The sequence below is a fragment of the Hymenobacter piscis genome, from assembly GCF_018760735.1.
Classification (GTDB): Bacteria; Bacteroidota; Bacteroidia; order Cytophagales; family Hymenobacteraceae; genus Hymenobacter; species Hymenobacter piscis.
Window position 1 is genome coordinate 1 of sequence record NZ_JAHHZN010000038.1, and the last position, 15,356, is coordinate 15,356.

16 protein-coding genes are annotated in these 15,356 nt (G+C 49.8%); 6 read left to right on the forward strand and 10 right to left on the reverse strand.

Annotated features, from left to right (window positions below; translation table 11 throughout):
* A partial coding sequence (locus tag KLP40_RS20665) for a replication initiation protein (protein ID WP_215595741.1) occupies window positions 1-821 on the reverse strand: 821 nt, incomplete at its 3' end.
* Between the two features lie 976 nt (window positions 822-1,797).
* Here KLP40_RS20665 and KLP40_RS20670 point away from each other — a divergent pair.
* Genes KLP40_RS20670 through KLP40_RS20680 form a run of 3 tightly spaced genes read left to right on the forward strand, consistent with a single transcriptional unit; the run spans window position 1,798 to window position 3,885 of the window.
* A complete protein-coding gene (locus KLP40_RS20670) occupies window positions 1,798-2,175 on the forward strand; it encodes a ribbon-helix-helix domain-containing protein (protein ID WP_215595742.1) in 378 nt (125 codons plus the stop codon).
* On the forward strand, window positions 2,172-3,167 hold the full coding sequence (locus KLP40_RS20675; protein WP_215595743.1) for a relaxase/mobilization nuclease domain-containing protein: 996 nt from the start codon (window positions 2,172-2,174) through the stop codon (window positions 3,165-3,167). The genes KLP40_RS20670 and KLP40_RS20675 overlap by 4 nt, the downstream gene beginning before the upstream one ends.
* A 40-nt stretch (window positions 3,168-3,207) precedes the next feature.
* Complete coding sequence (locus tag KLP40_RS20680) at window positions 3,208-3,885, forward strand: hypothetical protein (RefSeq protein ID WP_215595744.1); 678 nt, start codon at window positions 3,208-3,210, stop codon at window positions 3,883-3,885.
* 392 nt (window positions 3,886-4,277) lie between these two features.
* Here KLP40_RS20680 and KLP40_RS20685 read toward each other — a convergent pair whose 3' ends face one another.
* From KLP40_RS20685 to KLP40_RS20715, 7 genes are all read right to left on the reverse strand, one after another.
* On the reverse strand, window positions 4,278-4,673 hold the full coding sequence (locus KLP40_RS20685) for a hypothetical protein (RefSeq protein WP_215595745.1): 396 nt from the start codon (window positions 4,671-4,673) through the stop codon (window positions 4,278-4,280).
* A gap of 225 nt (window positions 4,674-4,898) precedes the next feature.
* Window positions 4,899-6,200 (reverse strand): hypothetical protein, encoded by a 1,302-nt coding sequence (locus KLP40_RS20690; protein ID WP_215595746.1) that lies wholly within the window; start codon window positions 6,198-6,200, stop codon window positions 4,899-4,901.
* Window positions 6,201-6,451: 251 nt separating this feature from the next.
* Entirely contained in the window at window positions 6,452-6,853 is a 402-nt protein-coding gene (locus tag KLP40_RS20695) for a hypothetical protein (protein WP_215595747.1), read from the reverse strand.
* A gap of 210 nt (window positions 6,854-7,063) precedes the next feature.
* Window positions 7,064-7,267, reverse strand: coding sequence for a hypothetical protein (locus tag KLP40_RS20700; RefSeq protein ID WP_215595748.1), 204 nt, complete (start codon window positions 7,265-7,267; stop codon window positions 7,064-7,066).
* A 231-nt stretch (window positions 7,268-7,498) separates the two neighbouring features.
* Complete coding sequence (locus tag KLP40_RS20705; RefSeq protein WP_215595749.1) at window positions 7,499-7,903, reverse strand: PIN domain-containing protein; 405 nt, start codon at window positions 7,901-7,903, stop codon at window positions 7,499-7,501.
* On the reverse strand, window positions 7,893-8,120 hold the full coding sequence (locus tag KLP40_RS20710; protein WP_246559068.1) for a hypothetical protein: 228 nt from the start codon (window positions 8,118-8,120) through the stop codon (window positions 7,893-7,895). The genes KLP40_RS20705 and KLP40_RS20710 overlap by 11 nt, the downstream gene beginning before the upstream one ends.
* 14 nt (window positions 8,121-8,134) lie before the next feature.
* Window positions 8,135-9,088, reverse strand: coding sequence for a replication initiation protein (locus KLP40_RS20715; RefSeq protein WP_215595750.1), 954 nt, complete (start codon window positions 9,086-9,088; stop codon window positions 8,135-8,137).
* A gap of 980 nt (window positions 9,089-10,068) precedes the next feature.
* Between KLP40_RS20715 and KLP40_RS20720 the strand changes: the two genes are divergently transcribed.
* From KLP40_RS20720 to KLP40_RS20730, 3 genes are read left to right on the forward strand one after another with little or no spacing between them, the layout of a single operon-like run.
* Window positions 10,069-10,446: a ribbon-helix-helix domain-containing protein gene (locus KLP40_RS20720; protein ID WP_215595751.1), complete on the forward strand. Its 378-nt coding sequence runs from the start codon at window positions 10,069-10,071 to the stop codon at window positions 10,444-10,446.
* On the forward strand, window positions 10,443-11,414 hold the full coding sequence (locus KLP40_RS20725; protein ID WP_215595752.1) for a relaxase/mobilization nuclease domain-containing protein: 972 nt from the start codon (window positions 10,443-10,445) through the stop codon (window positions 11,412-11,414). The genes KLP40_RS20720 and KLP40_RS20725 overlap by 4 nt, the downstream gene beginning before the upstream one ends.
* 22 nt (window positions 11,415-11,436) lie before the next feature.
* Complete coding sequence (locus tag KLP40_RS20730; protein WP_215595753.1) at window positions 11,437-12,096, forward strand: hypothetical protein; 660 nt, start codon at window positions 11,437-11,439, stop codon at window positions 12,094-12,096.
* 817 nt (window positions 12,097-12,913) lie between these two features.
* Here KLP40_RS20730 and KLP40_RS20735 read toward each other — a convergent pair.
* A complete protein-coding gene (locus KLP40_RS20735) occupies window positions 12,914-13,279 on the reverse strand; it encodes a hypothetical protein (RefSeq protein WP_215595754.1) in 366 nt (121 codons plus the stop codon).
* A 64-nt stretch (window positions 13,280-13,343) separates the two neighbouring features.
* Entirely contained in the window at window positions 13,344-14,843 is a 1,500-nt protein-coding gene (locus KLP40_RS20740) for a hypothetical protein (protein ID WP_215595755.1), read from the reverse strand.
* Window positions 14,844-15,356 lie beyond the last annotated feature (513 nt).

Here is a 15,356-nt window from a genome sequence, read left to right on the forward strand (position 1 = left end):
AGAATGGTTTGGCGGTGCCTGGCGTCGGTGATGCGCAGCTCGTCGAGGATGCGGGCGGCGTTATCGTAGTGACTTTGCTGCACGCCAGGTAGTGGCTGAGTAGTGGCCACCAAGTCGAAGGGAATGGTTTCAGCCAGAGCCTGCGGTTTGACGGTGAAAATGATGTTTTTGACGCTCCGACCAACTTTCTCCAGTTTGTAGCTAACACACAATTCAGTGTGCTCATTGATTTGTTTTACAGTTACATCCAATACGTTTACGCGGAAATCCTTGAATAATTTTAGCTTTTCATTGCCCTTGGCATCAAGTAGACCAAGCATCTTTTTGAACTCCTGGAGGTCGTATTTCTTGGTTTCGCCCAGGTCTTTCCATTGGCTGCAAAGCGGATAAATGCGCTTTGCATACTTGCTGGTGAGACGGAGAGCAGCGGCAAGTCCGAAGCTAGTAAAGTTGTCTTTAAGGTGAAATAAGTGCGGTAGAATGTGCTGAGTAAGCTCAAATTCGATGATTCCAGTACCTGTTAGATATTCAATTCTCTGAAACATAGATAGTTGCTTTATGCTTTTTTCTGTTGTCACTGAAAAAACACGTGACATCATACCTTCAGTGGCAAGTAAGAGATATGGTAGATGATACTGCTTGCCTGTAAGCGCAGATAACTCTTTAATATTCAGCTGGTAAGTCAATGATTCTTGGTTCTTTCTTAGCCTAGAAAGCATGAAGAAAAACAAGTCCAGCTGCAGCTCGCTATACTCAAAGCGAGCATTAGCCAAAGCATTACTCTGACGTATTTCTAATTCTGTGATAAGCGGCTGATTCATAGAGCAAATGTACGATAAAAGGAGTATAAAAGGGGAGTATCCTTGTTAGACCTCCTATTTCACGGATTAAACCTCCTCATTTCACGGATTAAACCTCCCATTTCACGGATTAAACCTCCCATTTCACGGATTAAACCTCCCATTTCACGGATTAAACCTCCCATTTCAACCATTTTTTTTGCTCACAAATTACTGATTTTCAGCGATTTACTGGCATTTATTTTCTCTCTACAAATAGAACAAAGGTTTACAAATACACCAATTGGTGTTCGCGCGAGGAAAAAAAGAGCTTTTAGGGACTGGTCAGGAGTATAGGGGCGCGAACAAAGCAAAATCAGCAAAGTCCTAGAAGCCAGTAATTTGCGCGCATTCAATAAACTATATATTGCTGATATTCAAAGCATTATAGACTTAACTGTTGAGCTTATGTGCTACTTTGGGCTAGGCAGTGCGCCGGTATACTTGCCGAAGGCAGCGCTGTTACTTTCGGGCAATGGCTGACCACACGTTTCGCTTGCATCACACTCCCCTCGGCACTATCCTGGTCAAATTCTACCGGGTAGAACCCTACACCCCTGAGGGCCTAGAGCGCCGATTAGCCGCTGACTTCTGGGCGATGACGGAACCAGGCAAGCAGAAGGAGCCGTGGCGAACAGCCAGGTACCAAGGACCACTGGCGTATAATCCGGTGCTACCGGAGGCCGTCGCCGCGTTGGCCAAGAGGTGTCCCGAGTGCAACTGTGTCCGCATTGAATAAGGAAGCCGTTGGGCAGTGGGGAGAGCAGCCCCTGAGGTAATGCACAGGTAGCAGCTAGCTTGCACAGGTAGCGGTAGAATCGTACCTTGAGGCGCGGTCCCGGGCCGTTCTGTATGGTAAGCAAGAAGTGTTTTTGCTTTGCAAAAACCCCGGTCGGCCGCTGGCCTCCCTCTTCTTGCCCCTGCGGGGAGCCCTAGTCACACCCCTCCTTTCTAGCTTATGACAGCTCCTGTTCCCAGCCCCGCACCTGCCAAAAAGCAGCGGGCTCCTGGCCGGCCTAAAGCGGCAGCTCCTCACAATGCCACCATTCAATTGCGGCTGGACCAGCGACAGCTGGCGCAGGTAACAAAGCAAGCTCAGCAAACGGGCCTGAGCCGGTCGGCCATCATCCGGGCGGCGCTTGATGGGGTGCAGGTGTTACAGGCCGCGCCCACAGCCGAGCAGCGGGAGCAGTACCGGCAACTGGTGAAGCTGGCCACCAACCTGAATCAGTTGGTGGTGCTGGCCCGGGTAGGCCAGGACGTGCAGCAGCAGGCGCGGACCACGCTCGACCAGGTGCAGCAGCTGCTGGCCACCCTCCACCAGGGCGCGGTATGATCGGGAAGGTGAAAATCGGCAAGAGCTTCAGCGGCATCTGCCGCTACGTGCTGCAGGAGGACAAGCAGGCGCAGGTGCTCGATGCGGAGGGCGTGCGCACGGACAGCGCGGCCCACATGGCGCAGGACTTCCAGTTTCAGCAGGGGCAGCGGCCGGGGCTGGGCAACGCGGTGCTGCACGTGGCACTGGCGCTGCCGGCCGAGGACGCCATTGGTCGGAGTGCCGAGCAGCTGAGCGAGTTGCTACGGGAGGCCGGGCGGGCGTACGTGCGGGCGATGCAGCTGGAGAACACGCAGTGGGTGCTGGTGCAGCATTTCGATAAGGCTCACCCACACGCGCACCTGGTAGCGAACCGGGTAGATAATGCCGGGCAGACGATAGCCGACAACTTCATTGGGCAGGAAAGCCGGCGCGTGTGCCAGCGGCTGGAGCAGCAGCTGGGGCTGACGGTGGCCGAGCAGCGGGGCCGGACGCAGGCGCGGGAGGTGGCCGAGCCCACCCACCGGCAGGCGACGGCCCAGACGCCGAAGGCCCAACGGGATGCGGATTGGCAACGGGCGCGCCACGCGGTGGCCAACGCGCTGAAACATACGGCGCCCTACGTGGGCAGCTGGGACGAACTGCAAGCCAAGCTACACCGGCACGGGGTGCAGGTGCAGCCGAGCACGCACCAGAAGAAGGACGGGCCGCAGGTGTACGGAGTGGTGTTCGAGAAGAACGGGCACCGGTTCAAGGGCAGCGAGGTGGCCAGGGAGTACAGCGCCGGCAAGCTGCAGCAGGGCTTTGCCCAGCACCAGGCGCAGGCCCCGTCGCTGACAGCGCAGGCCGAGCAGGCAGCGCAGGCCTACGGGGCGGAGGCGCTGAACCGCCAGTTCCAGGAGCAGGCCCGCCAGGCGCAGGAGCGCGCCCAGGAAACGGCACGCCAAACCCGTCCCGCACTCCAACGAACTATTCTCCCGGACCGCAGCCGGGACGAGGGCAACGAGCTGTAACCGGATTTCTACTTTCCTCTTTCCTACTTACCCCTTCACAATGAGTTCTGCTTCTGATCTATACAGCAACATCGGTGAGATCCGCGAGGCGCTGGACGTGCTGCTGCAACGCGGCAAACCGGTGAGCATGGCGGACCTGCAGGCGCTTGTGGCCACGGTCGAGGCCACAAGCCGGCCAACCGTCACGTTGTCAGCCGAGCAGGTGGCCCAGCAGCTCGTGCCGCAGCTGTTGCCGCTGCTGCCTACGCCCGCCACGCTGGAGCAGGCCGGCCAGCAGGCGGCCCGGCAGATTGAGGCGGCTATTGCAGCCGGTACGCAGGCCAGCACGCAACAGATCACGGCCAGCGTGCTGGAGAGTACGCGCCAGCTGACGGCCGCCACAGAGGTACTGACGGCGGCCGCCCAGCAGATGCCCCGGTCAGTGCCGGTAGATTTTCTCCGGGGCTGGCGCTGGCCGACGGGCCTGGTGGTGGGGCCAGTGCTGCTGCTGCTGCTGGCACTGTGGCTGGGTGGGGCATTTTCCGGCGTGTCGCAGGAACAGCATGACCAGTTGCAGACAACCGCGCAGCAAATCACAGCCGAGCGGGACTTCTATCGGGGCCAAATCCGACGGTTTCACCAAGAGATGGGCACTACGAAAGAAATGCGCAAGCTGACCAAGCAGTCCTTTCCCCCTTATGCGCCTGCGACGGTATCTTCTGCTGCAGAGCGAAAATAGGGGGCGTTCTTGCAATGGGGCGGATGTAGGGGTGTTGTCAAAGGGGGATAGTAGGGGGCTTGTTGCAATAGGGGCGGGTTTACACGGTAAGGCTCGAAATTCTCATTTATGCTGTATCAGTTGCGGATTATGCAAATTATCTATCAAGCAGGAATTCCTTCTTGATAAAGAGTCATACTCCCTGTACGCCTTGGAATCAGCCTTTTTCGTCTGTTTTTGAACCACCCTTTTCGCTAAGTGGGCTTAACGTGTAAATCTGCCCCGTTGCAAAAAAAACCTCTTCAACGACACCCATATGTGACCCTAGTACTAATTCCACACTTATTGGTGCTTCTAATTAATCTTAAACATGAAAAAAAAATAAAAATAGGGCTACCACATTGTTGCTGTGTTTATTCGGCGTAGATCACACGTCTTTTCGGACTAATTCTCTTGAACTGGTAGGTTTTTTTTCCTTGTTTGTCGACCAATACTTTATAGTCTGGTTGAGCATCAAAGCTGATAGGACCATTGGCAGTAAAAACCACTACATCAAGCGCTTCGGCTTGGCCGACGGACGGGGCAGAAGCTGAAAGGGAAGTCAATGATGTTTGCTCTGATGCGGGGGCTGCTACTCTTGCCTTTACTGATCCGATCCTAGCACATGTTCTATCATTATCAGCACAGCTGATATCGCCATTAGGGTGATACGTGCCTGGACGACCGTATAATACTACTTGTGCTGAAGCAGAGGATGAGCTAAAGATTAACCCTAAGAGGGTGGCAATGGAGAGTAAGATGGATTTCATGTTGTGAATTGAAAGGAAAGAGTGGAAAGATAATGGTAGCCCTACGAATCGAATATAGGTGAAATACTTTGTATAGCAAACTTGAGTTAGATTTTATAACATGGCTTGTTTGAATTATTGGAGCTTCTCATCTATCGAAGATGAATATATATGGTATAGGTATAGTGTACTAACATAACGCGGCAATACTACACTGTATTTATTGTAAATATAATACAGCAATATCTAATATATATTGCTGTATGTGAAATCGCCATTATCGATGTCTAATGAAAACAGGTTTCCATTTCCATCTATTGTCCATTTTTTGCTTTTTTCATTTTTAGACAGTAAAAAATCACATTGTAACGATAAGTAGTTATCTAGTAGTAAAAGATGAACATTATCTCCTTGTCTAACTATGCATGCTATATGGTTATTTTTTGTTTTACTTACTGATTTTATTTCAAAATCAAGAACAGTTAAGTTATGATTTAGTCTTATGTTGAAGTCGTTTTTTTTGTCTGTAAAATTGGGGAAAGTAAATTTTTCTCCAGTATTTATATCTATAATTTCATTAGCAGCTTGATAAAACACGTATGGTTTCTGGTAAAAAAAATCTGGAACTAGTATGCCGTAATCACCTACTAACTTTTGATCTCTAAATTGAGGTGTGGGCCAAGGAATATTAGAAATAGATTTATGCCAAAATATCTGGTTTTTTCTGTTCGTAAAAGTTCCTATTGCTAGGTTTTTAACAACTTTATGTTGGATTAGAAGATTTTCATCGGGTTTTAATGCTGTCATGAAAGTGCTATCGTTATTCCAATATATATTGCTTGCGGATATCGAATATCCTGAAGAGTCCGCTCTCTCCTTGTTCTTAGACATAAATAAAAAAGGAATGCCATTATCAAATTTAGTATATATATATATCATTCTAACACCTATTGCCTTACTGTCATCTCCTTCAACAGAAGCGTGCGCCCATTGTAATGTAATAGTTGCGTATTCTAATTCAGGAGTGCAAGTTATATTAGTTATGTGTGCATTGCCTCTACCTATTTTCTTTAAAGTGGGGTATAGGCTATATGATTTTGATAACCCTATAGTATCCCCAAAATATGTCTGGTACCAAAATTTATAAGAAATATCGTCTGGTGTCCATTTTGTGTGTTTTTTTGTGGTATAGTTGTTAACTAAATCGTTTATAGAGTAACTGATTATGATATTTTTTTCAGGATCAAATACTAATAAATCTTTAGATGTAGGATATATATTAGTATTTTTGCTCCATTTTAATTTATCTGTAGTTAAATTAACTTTTTTATTTGTTAAATAAGATGAATTTATATCACTAAATTTCCAATTTTCTCCGATTACATTAATAGATAGTCGCTTGACTATTTCGTCTTCTTTGATAATTATAATAGATGAAATATTATCTGGCGAATATTTTCTATATATCGAATCAGAGCATATTAAGTCATACTTGATTTTTGCTCCAAATGCCCTATCTGCTAAGGTAAATCCTTGGTCTTTTTTCATATAAGGAAGTACAACTAATACCTTTTTATTCAATATTACATTAGATAGTATTTTAAGAGATGAACTGCAGCTTATGCAATCATTTGGATTAAGTGTTATGATTAAATCATTTGGATATGTATTTTTTTTATACGCAAATGACTCAAAGTGAATAAACAACAAAAAAGGCAGTATTAAAAAAAGAGACTTTAAATTCATTTTATTTTTTTTAGAAGTGATCACAAAATAGGGCTACCACATTGTTGCTGTGTTTATTCGGCGTAGATCACACGTCTTTTCGGACTAATTCTCTTGAACTGGTAGGTTTTTTTTCCTTGTTTGTCGACCAATACTTTATAGTCTGGTTGAGCATCAAAGCTGATAGGACCATTGGCAGTAAAAACCACTACATCAAGCGCTTCGGCTTGGCCGACGGACGGGGCAGAAGCTGAAAGGGAAGTCGATGATGTTTGCTCTGACGCGGAGGCAGCTACTCTTGCTTTAACAGCAAATTTGCCTTTTACACAGACTTGATCGTTGTCAGCACAATTTACAGTGCCATCTCCACGTACAAGCGCAGGCTGTCCATAAATGATGAATGTCTGCGCTGAAGCAGAGGATGAGCTAAAGATTAACCCTAGGAGGGTGGCAATGGAGAGTAAGATGGATTTCATGTTGTGAATTGAAAGGAAAGAGTGGAAAGATAATGGTAGCCCTACGAATCGAATATAGGTGAAATACTTTATTTTATATAAAGGGCAATGCAATTGAATAGTCAAAACATACAACTTTCCTCAGATGGCGGGTATAAGCTACATTATGTTAAGGGACAAAACCCAGATAGGGGTCCCCGGAGCGTCCTCTCCCCCACTGCCCCTAAAGTGCTATTTTGTGTCCTGCTCGCTGCCTTCGTGCGTGCGAGGCGGCGGCGCTGCGTGGCCAGTGGCTGGCAAGGCGAACTCCGGCGGCAGCTGGCCGCGCAGCACCAACTGCTGCAGGCAGTGAGCGGCGAAGGCCCGCGCTTGTGGGGTCGCCAGCCGTGGATCGGGCGGGTAGTTGTCGGTTGGGGGAGATTTGCGGGCCATCATCGGGGAGGAAGTGGTCAGGAAAAAGCCGGGGTCGGCAGGGCCGGGACGAAGTCATCAAAGACCTGGTAGCGGATAATCTGGTAGCGGCGGGCGTAGGCGCGCAGGTGCACGGCGATAATCCGGCCCCTGGTGGCACGATCGGAGCCCGGGGTATACGTACGGTGCCAGCGCGGCAGAAGTGCCGGTAGCGGGCCGTTTTTCGGCTGATTTAGCTGCGATTGCCCCCAGGACCTACACAGGCTCTTTGACCAGCACTAAGCCCAGGGCCGGCAGGTGATCAAAGTCGTTGTCGGTGGTATGCAGCGGCAAGTCCAAATAGAGGGCCGTGGCGGCAATCCAGAGGTCATTCTTGCCCATGTTGCGGGCAGTGAGGCCCGAGGGTAGTGGCTGGCCCCGCAAGCGGCCCTGACTGTAGGCATCGAGGCGGGCGTAGAGGCTGGCCAACTCGGGCACGAAGCCGACCAGGGGGTAACGCTCCAGCAACTGCCGTAGGAAGGCGACCTTTTGATAGCCCCAATCCGCTTTGAGGGCGAAGGCTTCCAGCTCCCCCACGACGGCAAAGGGCAATACGGCCCGCAGCGGGAGTTGCTGTTGCCGGCGCAGGTGGGCAATCACGATGTTGGTATCAAAGACCACGGGCGGCGTCTTGGCGTTCTTGCTGCAATAGCTCGTCCATGCGCTTGTTCTCCTCCTCGGTGAAGCCCAAGTCGGGGATAGGCAGGGGGGCGGCCGGGGCTACGGTGTCGAGGAAGCGCTGCACGCCCCAGCGCTTGATGTCAGCCGGCGAGTAGTAGGTGAGTTGTCCCCAGCGCAAAGCAGGGATAGCATCCGGGGAAGTGAGGGCAGTGGCCATGAGTAGAGGGGGAATTAGGCGGGGGTAGGTTTGGGAGCTTTAGCCGCGACCAGGCCCAGGCGCACGAGCAGCAGCCCGCCCGGATTGCGGCTGGCTTTGACCTTGCCCGTTTTCAGGTCGTGGTTGTAGCGGTTGACTTCGGCCACGTGGGCGGCGCTGGAGAGAATGGTTTGGCGGTGCCTGGCGTCGGTGATGCGCAGCTCGTCGAGGATGCGGGCGGCGTTATCGTAGTGACTTTGCTGCACGCCAGGTAGTGGCTGAGTAGTGGCCACCAAGTCGAAGGGAATGGGGTCGGCCAGAGCTTGCGGTTTGACGGTGAAAATGATGTTTTTGAAGCTACGACCAACCTTCTCTAGCTTGTAGCTGACGTGTAACTCAGTATGCTCGTTGATTTGCTTAACGGCAATATCTAACACTTTTCCACGTAACTCATTGATTTGCTTCATTTTTTCGTTGCCTTTGTCGTCTAGGAGACCAAGCATCTTTTTAAAGTCCTGAAGGTCATATTTCTTGGTTTCACCTAGGTCTTTCCATTGGCTGCAAAGGGGATAAATGCGCTTGGCGTACTTGCTAGTAAGGCGTAATGCAGCAGCTAGCTCATATGAGGTAAAGTTGTCTTTGAGGTCGAATAGGTAAGGTAGAATATGTTTAGTGAGGTCAAATTCAATGATTCCTTTACCTAAATGATACTCTACCTGCTGAAACATCCAAATCTGCTTGTAGCTCTTTTCAGTCAATACCTCCAGCACACGAGAACCCATATCGGCAGTGGCTTTGTGGAGATAAGCCGCATTATATTTTTTGCCCGTCAACCTAGATAACTCCATTATGCTCAATGAATAGCTATCCTTATTATCCGGTCTGAGTTTGGATATGATAAAGAACATTAGGTCTTGCTGTAACTCGGTATAATCGTAACGAGCACTAGTCAAAGCATTGTGTTGACGTATTTCTAATTCCCTACTCATGGTTAGGAGCTACTTATTTGATACATGGGCAATTATACGATAAAAAAGACAATCAAAATAAACAGTCTGTTTAGTATGTCTTTTTAAACCCACTAAAAGTCTTTTTTAAACCCACTAAAAGTCTTTTTAAACCCACTAAAAGTCTTTTTAAACCCACTAAAAGTCTTTTTAAACCCACTAAAAGTCTTTTTTGAGTTGCGTATTTTACTGATTGTCAGCTATATATAGACCCCTACAAATAGAACAAAGGTTTACAAATACACCAATTGGTGTTCGCGCGAGGAAAAAAAGAGCTTTTAGGGACTGGTCAGGAGTACAGGGGCGCGAACAAAGCAAAATCAGCAAAGTCCTAGAAGCCAGTAATTTGCGCGCATTCAATAAACTATATATTACTGATATTCAAAGTCTTATAGACTGAACTGTTGAGCTTATGTGCTACTTTGGGCCAGGCAGTGCGCCGGTATACTTGCCGAAGGCAGCGCTGTTACTTTCGGGCAATGGCTGACCACATGTTTCGCTTGCATCACACTCCCCTCGGCACTATCCTGGTCAAATTCTACCGGGTAGACCCCTACACTCCGCAGGGCCTGGAGCGCCGATTAGCCGCTGACTTCTGGGCGATGACGGAACCAGGCAAGCAGAAGGAGCCGTGGCGAACAGCCAGGTATCAAGGACCACTGGCGTATAATCCGGTGCTACCGGAGGCCGTCGCCGCGTTGGCCAAGAGGTGTCCCGAGTGCAACTGTGTCCGCATTGAATAAGGGAGCCGTTGGGCAGTGGGGAGAGCAGCCCCTGAGGTAGTGCACAGGTAGCAGCTAGCTTGCACAGGTAGCGGTAGAATCGTACCTTGAGGCGTAGTCCCGGGCCGTTCTGGAGGGTAAGCAAGAAGTGTTTTTGCTGTGCAAAAACCCCGGTCGGCCTTTGGCCTTCCTCTTCTTGCCCCTGCGGGGAGCCCTAATTCTTGCCCATTTTTCTAGCCTATGTCGGTGCCAACCTCTACTCCTGAACCTGCTAAAAAGCAACGGGCTCCCGGCCGGCCTAAAGCCGCATCTCCCCATGACGCGACCATTCAACTGCGGCTGGACCAGCGGCAACTGGCGCGGGTGAGTGAGCAGGCCCAGCAAACGGGCCTGAGCCGGTCGGCCATCATCCGGCAGGCGCTCGACGGGGTGCAGGTGCTGCAGGCCGCGCCCACGGCCGAGCAGCGGGAGCAGTACCGGCAGCTGGTGAAGCTGGCCACCAACCTGAATCAATTGGTGGTGCAGACTCGGGTGGGCCAGGACGTGCAGGCGCAGGCCCGGGCCACGCTGCAGCAGGTGCAGCAGGTGCTCACTACCCTTCTCCCGACGGCCCCATGATCGGCAAGGTGAAAATTGGCAAGAGCTTCCCGGGCATCTGCCGCTACGTGCTGCAGGAGGACCGGCAGGCGCGGGTGCTCGATGCCGAGGGCGTACGCACGGACAGCGCGGCCCACATGGCGCAAGACTTCCAGTTTCAGCAGGGGCAGCGGCCGGGGCTAGGCAACGCGGTGCTGCACGTGGCTCTGGCGCTGCCGGCCGAGGACGCCAGTGGTCGGAGTGCCGAGCAACTGAGCGAGTTGCTACGGGAAGCCGGACGGGCGTATGTGCGGGACATGCAGCTGGAAAACACGCAGTGGGCGCTGGTGCAGCACTTCGACAAGAAGCACCCGCACGCGCACCTGGTGGTGAACCGGGTGGACAACAACGGGCAGACAATTGCTGACAACTTCATCGGCCAGCAGAGCCGGCGCGTGTGCCAGGACATCGAGCAACAGCTGGGCCTGACGGTGGCCGAGCAGCGCGGCCGCGAGCAGGCCCGCGAGGTCGGCCCCACCCACCGGCAGGCGGTGGCCACGACCCCCAAGGGAGCGCGTGCCGCCGATTGGCAGCGGGCGCGCCACGAGGTGGCCACGGCCCTAGGGCAAACCGCGCCCTACTCGGCCAGCTTCGCGCAGCTGCAAACCCGGCTGGCTGCTTACGGCATCGAGGTCAAGACGAGTGTGCACCAGAAAAAGGCTGGCCCGGCGGTGTACGGGGTGGTATTTGAGAAAGACGGGCACCAGATGAAGGGCAGCGAGGTGGGCAAGGCCTTCAGCGCCGGCAACCTGCAGAAGACCTTTGCCCAGCACCAGACGCAGGCCCCGGAACTGGCCCAGGTGGTGAGTCAGGCCGCACAGGGCTACTCCGCCGAGGCCCTGAATCGCTTGTTTGCCCAGCAGGCGCAGGAAATGGCCCGCCAGCCAACGCACACCCCCACCAGACAACGAACCCCCGGCCGCGAGCAGAGCGGGGGCCTAGAGATGTAGTTCTTTTCTTTTCCCTTTTGTGATGCAGCCGATTGCCCCCAGTGACCTGTTTGTGACCGTAGCCCAGATGCGCGACGGGATTGATACGCTCATCAAGCGCGGTAAGCCGGCCACGGCCGCCGAGCTACAGCAGCTACTGGAGCAGGTCAAGGCCCAGGGCGAGCAGCTGCTGAGCCAGGCCCAGCAGGGCTACCGCATTACGCTCAATGGGGAGGCCGCAGCCAGGCTGATCGTGCCTTATATGCCCAGCAATACGGAAACGGCGCGCATTATGAGCGAGGCCACGGCCACCATGCGGGACACGTTGGCCCAGGGGGTAAAGGAAACCGCCGCCCAGGTGCAGCAGCTGCAAACGATTCAAACCGGCTTTCCCCGTCAGGTGCCCATCGTGGGGGAGGTAATGGGCTTCACCAACTGGAAAGCGGCCGCTCTGGTAGCCGTGTTGCCCCTGGTGCTCGTGCTGCTGACGCAGGCGCTGATGGGACTCTTCTCCCAGGTGCCGCAGGACAAATATGACCAGCTGCTGCGCGTGGCGCAGGAGGTGGGCCGGGAGCGGAACTACTACCGGGGGCGGATTGAGAAATTCCGCAAGGAGATGGGTGCCACCAAGCAAGCGCGGAAGACGAGCCAATACTTTTTCCCGGCTTACGTGCCAGCGTCTCCTGCCGAACCAGAGCAGTAGCCGGGGTACTTCTTGGCCTTCTTCTTCCTATCGGGCGGATTTACACGCTAAGCCCCTTATCAGAAAGGGGCTTAGCGTGTAAATCCGCCCGATAGGAAGAAATACCTCTATTCGTTTTTATTCATTCCAGTTGAACGGCGTCATCGACCCGGTGGTGACCCCTTAAACGTTTTGAGTCGGAGCGGAATGCCTAGGGTTGCGCTAAGCCCGGAGCCACGCACGTGCAGCGTACTTTTGCCCCGTTGTGAATTGAAGCGGTACTCGACGGGTATGAGTAGCATATCAGTGAGCCCTTGCGTGTAGTACAGGCTCAAATTGAGCCGTTCCTTGCCTAGGCGGTAGAATCGGGCCGTTACGCCGCCCATAAGGCCCCCCCCCATTTGCGGCGTCGGATGATGGTTTCGTTGAACTGAATCGTGTCGTAGGCCAGTGGCCCGCTACTCAGGATACTGCAGTCCAAGCATTGGTTGCCAATGCGGTTCACTGGGTGTTGTTAAACAAATAGGGTAAAACCTCCGAGTCCGTGGCCAAATGGTCCTGTCGCTCGTGATAAGGTGCAAAATCGGCGTAAGAGCATCGGAAACCCGATAGTATTACACGCACCTTAACGCAATCAAAAGTGGCTAGCGAAAAGCGCAAATCTACGCTCAAAAATCTGCCTTCAGCCCCCCACCTATTTGCTTAACAAATGCCTCCTAAACTGTCCAGGTTTTTGGGAATAGTACAATTGACGGCATAATCGACGCATGGATGCCAAGCACTAATCAAATTTTATTTTGTCAATTTAGTCTATAATTTTTGATTCGTCACGAATAAATCAAAAATTATAAATAGATGATTTTTGAGCTGTGACTTGAACACTGTGAGTTGTTAGATTCTTATTTACATAATATGAAAAAATATAATTGCCAGTATTTAGATAATTAAAAGTAATTTTTACTAATCCATCTTTGTTGACGTAAAGATCAGGAATATACTTTTTATCAAGTGAAATATTATTTTGATAGCTTTCTTCTGTATAAATATAGCAATAATAACTTTCTGGTATTTGACTATTTATAATTGGAGTAAATGATATAGTTAAATAACCTGCTGGGCTTGTGTCATCCTTCTTGCAAGCTGTTAGCAAGAAAAAAACAATTGCCATCGCTATAATTTGAAAAAAAATTATATATCTCGCCATGGTTTTTATGTTTAATAGAGCGATTCATAGTAATAATATTACTATGAATCGCTCTATGTGTATATTATCTAACTCTTACTGTTTCAAAGGAAAGAACTGCTGTTCCTGTAGTCAATTCGTTAGTCCATACTGTATTTGGCTCAAGCCAAACAAGCTCTCCTCCTTGAAGTCGAGTTATAACAGGAGAATTGAATGAAACAACTACATCACCGAGGCGGTCATTTCCAGTTTGAGATTCGTATTCGGTCGTATACTCTCTTTCAGTTGTAGTGCTACCGCCTAATGAACCACCTACTTTTACATCTGTGCCTGCACTTGCATCAAACTTCCAGTTAGTGCCTACTGTTGTAGTATGTTTATAGGTCTTTTTCTCTGTGACCGTAGGGTCATATTCCTCTAGAGTCATTGCCCAAGTATCTCCGTATTTTTTCATATCCCACGGAACAAATTTAACTGGCGCAGTAAATGTATAGTCTTTAACACCATCAATTACTTTTACAGTATATGAACTGTAGCCAATGCCAAAAATTCTATTTCTTCTTCTTTCAGTATGATATGAGAATAGATTATCAGCAGTAATAGTTAAATTTTTGAGCCTTGGTGTTAGTGTAGTAGGAGAAGATCCACCAAAAAAGCCATTGATCCAAAATTCATAATTCCCCTCATCCCATCCTCCGATTGTTTCAAAGCCACCAATATTTTCGAAGCGCATAGCAGTTATTGCTTCCTCAAAATTAGAATTCAATGAACCCTCTCGTTGGCCATTAGACACATCTATGTTATAGTAAATCCAATCTCGCTGCGCACAAGTTTGGCAATTATCTCCAATTCGGAATGCTTGCTGTACTTTGACATCTGGAGCAGTTGGGTCATATAATCCAACTTTACGGTTAGCTATATTAGCTAACATTCCATTATACTCGTTATCTAAAAAATAGTAATTAATGTTTCCATCAGCAAATACCAAGTCTCCATAGTTTTGACTTGACGCTCTCTTATTTAAAGCAATTACTCGCTCATTATCTTTTATGACTATGATTGGAATATTTGGCTGCTCTTTAGGATCTAGTTCAAATTGCTCACCATTTTGATTGAAGGCAATGAGCTTATTCTCGGTATCACGTACCGCAATCAACGGAATTTGAGTCGCTGCATCCCAGTCCTCACCTGGGAATTTTGGAACATAGAAGTTTAGAAGCGGGATATTGGTTGCAATTCGAGATAGTGGAACACTTGAATGAGAAATAGAATCTATATAAGAATATATAGTTTTATGATTTCCTATACTAATATCCTTAATTTGACTAAACAGAACATCATAATCTTTATCGAACTGCCTGGCTGATTGATTTTTAATAATTTGTCTTGTTTCTTTATTAGAAACCGCTTTAGCCATGGCCTTTGCAAACGCTACTCGTAGCTCAGTTTTTTGAAAAGGAGTCAACGCTTCATCTTGAGTTGGTCCTTTTGGATCTACTTCTTTTGAACAGCCTAGCAATCCACTCAGTGCAAGTAAACTGGCGACGATGCTTAGTCTTGATTGAAAATGAAAACGATTATTCATCGTGAGGGTATTTGATTTATAGTTTGATGAAAAGAAATTCTTCTTTCTGGTCAACGTAGGCAACAAGAGCCTACTAAGACATGCCCAAATGGCTGTCCAGCACAGGAATCACAGGGATGCAAATAGGAGGTAGCGAGAGCGAGTCCGAAGGGAGACTCCGGATAATTGGTGCAAGAAAGCGGTTTGCTGTTAAAAATCGACACCTAGTAAGAAAAATAATAATTTCTTTCTCCTTACTGTAGAAGATTCGGGTACTACCTGGTTTATAAAATGATATAGTAAAAGTGCTAAAAGCGTAGCGATAAAGCGTGAAGGGGTGTACTTAGTACAACTCCACGATTCAACTTATAAGTTGCATTATGTTAAGGGATAATTCCGAGATGACAGTCCCCGGAGCGTCCTCTCCCCCACTGCCCCTAAAGTGCTATTTTGTGTCCTGCTCGCTGCCTTCGTGCGTGCGAGGCGGCGGCGCTGCGTGGCCAGTGGCTGGCAAGGCGAACTCCGGCGGCAGCT

Coding starts and splice junctions, on each gene's coding strand:
- KLP40_RS20710 (WP_246559068.1), bottom strand. CDS start 8,120: ATGGCCACTGCCCTCACTTCCCCGGATGCTATCCCTGCTTTGCGCTGG.
- KLP40_RS20695 (WP_215595747.1), bottom strand. CDS start 6,853: ATGAAATCCATCTTACTCTCCATTGCCACCCTCCTAGGGTTAATCTTT.
- KLP40_RS20685 (WP_215595745.1), bottom strand. CDS start 4,673: ATGAAATCCATCTTACTCTCCATTGCCACCCTCTTAGGGTTAATCTTT.
- KLP40_RS20715 (WP_215595750.1), bottom strand. CDS start 9,088: ATGAGTAGGGAATTAGAAATACGTCAACACAATGCTTTGACTAGTGCT.
- KLP40_RS20740 (WP_215595755.1), bottom strand. CDS start 14,843: ATGAATAATCGTTTTCATTTTCAATCAAGACTAAGCATCGTCGCCAGT.
- KLP40_RS20690 (WP_215595746.1), bottom strand. CDS start 6,200: ATGAAAAAAGACCAAGGATTTACCTTAGCAGATAGGGCATTTGGAGCA.
- KLP40_RS20700 (WP_215595748.1), bottom strand. CDS start 7,267: ATGATGGCCCGCAAATCTCCCCCAACCGACAACTACCCGCCCGATCCA.
- KLP40_RS20720 (WP_215595751.1), top strand. CDS start 10,069: ATGTCGGTGCCAACCTCTACTCCTGAACCTGCTAAAAAGCAACGGGCT.
- KLP40_RS20680 (WP_215595744.1), top strand. CDS start 3,208: ATGAGTTCTGCTTCTGATCTATACAGCAACATCGGTGAGATCCGCGAG.
- KLP40_RS20670 (WP_215595742.1), top strand. CDS start 1,798: ATGACAGCTCCTGTTCCCAGCCCCGCACCTGCCAAAAAGCAGCGGGCT.
- KLP40_RS20730 (WP_215595753.1), top strand. CDS start 11,437: ATGCAGCCGATTGCCCCCAGTGACCTGTTTGTGACCGTAGCCCAGATG.
- KLP40_RS20725 (WP_215595752.1), top strand. CDS start 10,443: ATGATCGGCAAGGTGAAAATTGGCAAGAGCTTCCCGGGCATCTGCCGC.
- KLP40_RS20735 (WP_215595754.1), bottom strand. CDS start 13,279: ATGGCGAGATATATAATTTTTTTTCAAATTATAGCGATGGCAATTGTT.
- KLP40_RS20675 (WP_215595743.1), top strand. CDS start 2,172: ATGATCGGGAAGGTGAAAATCGGCAAGAGCTTCAGCGGCATCTGCCGC.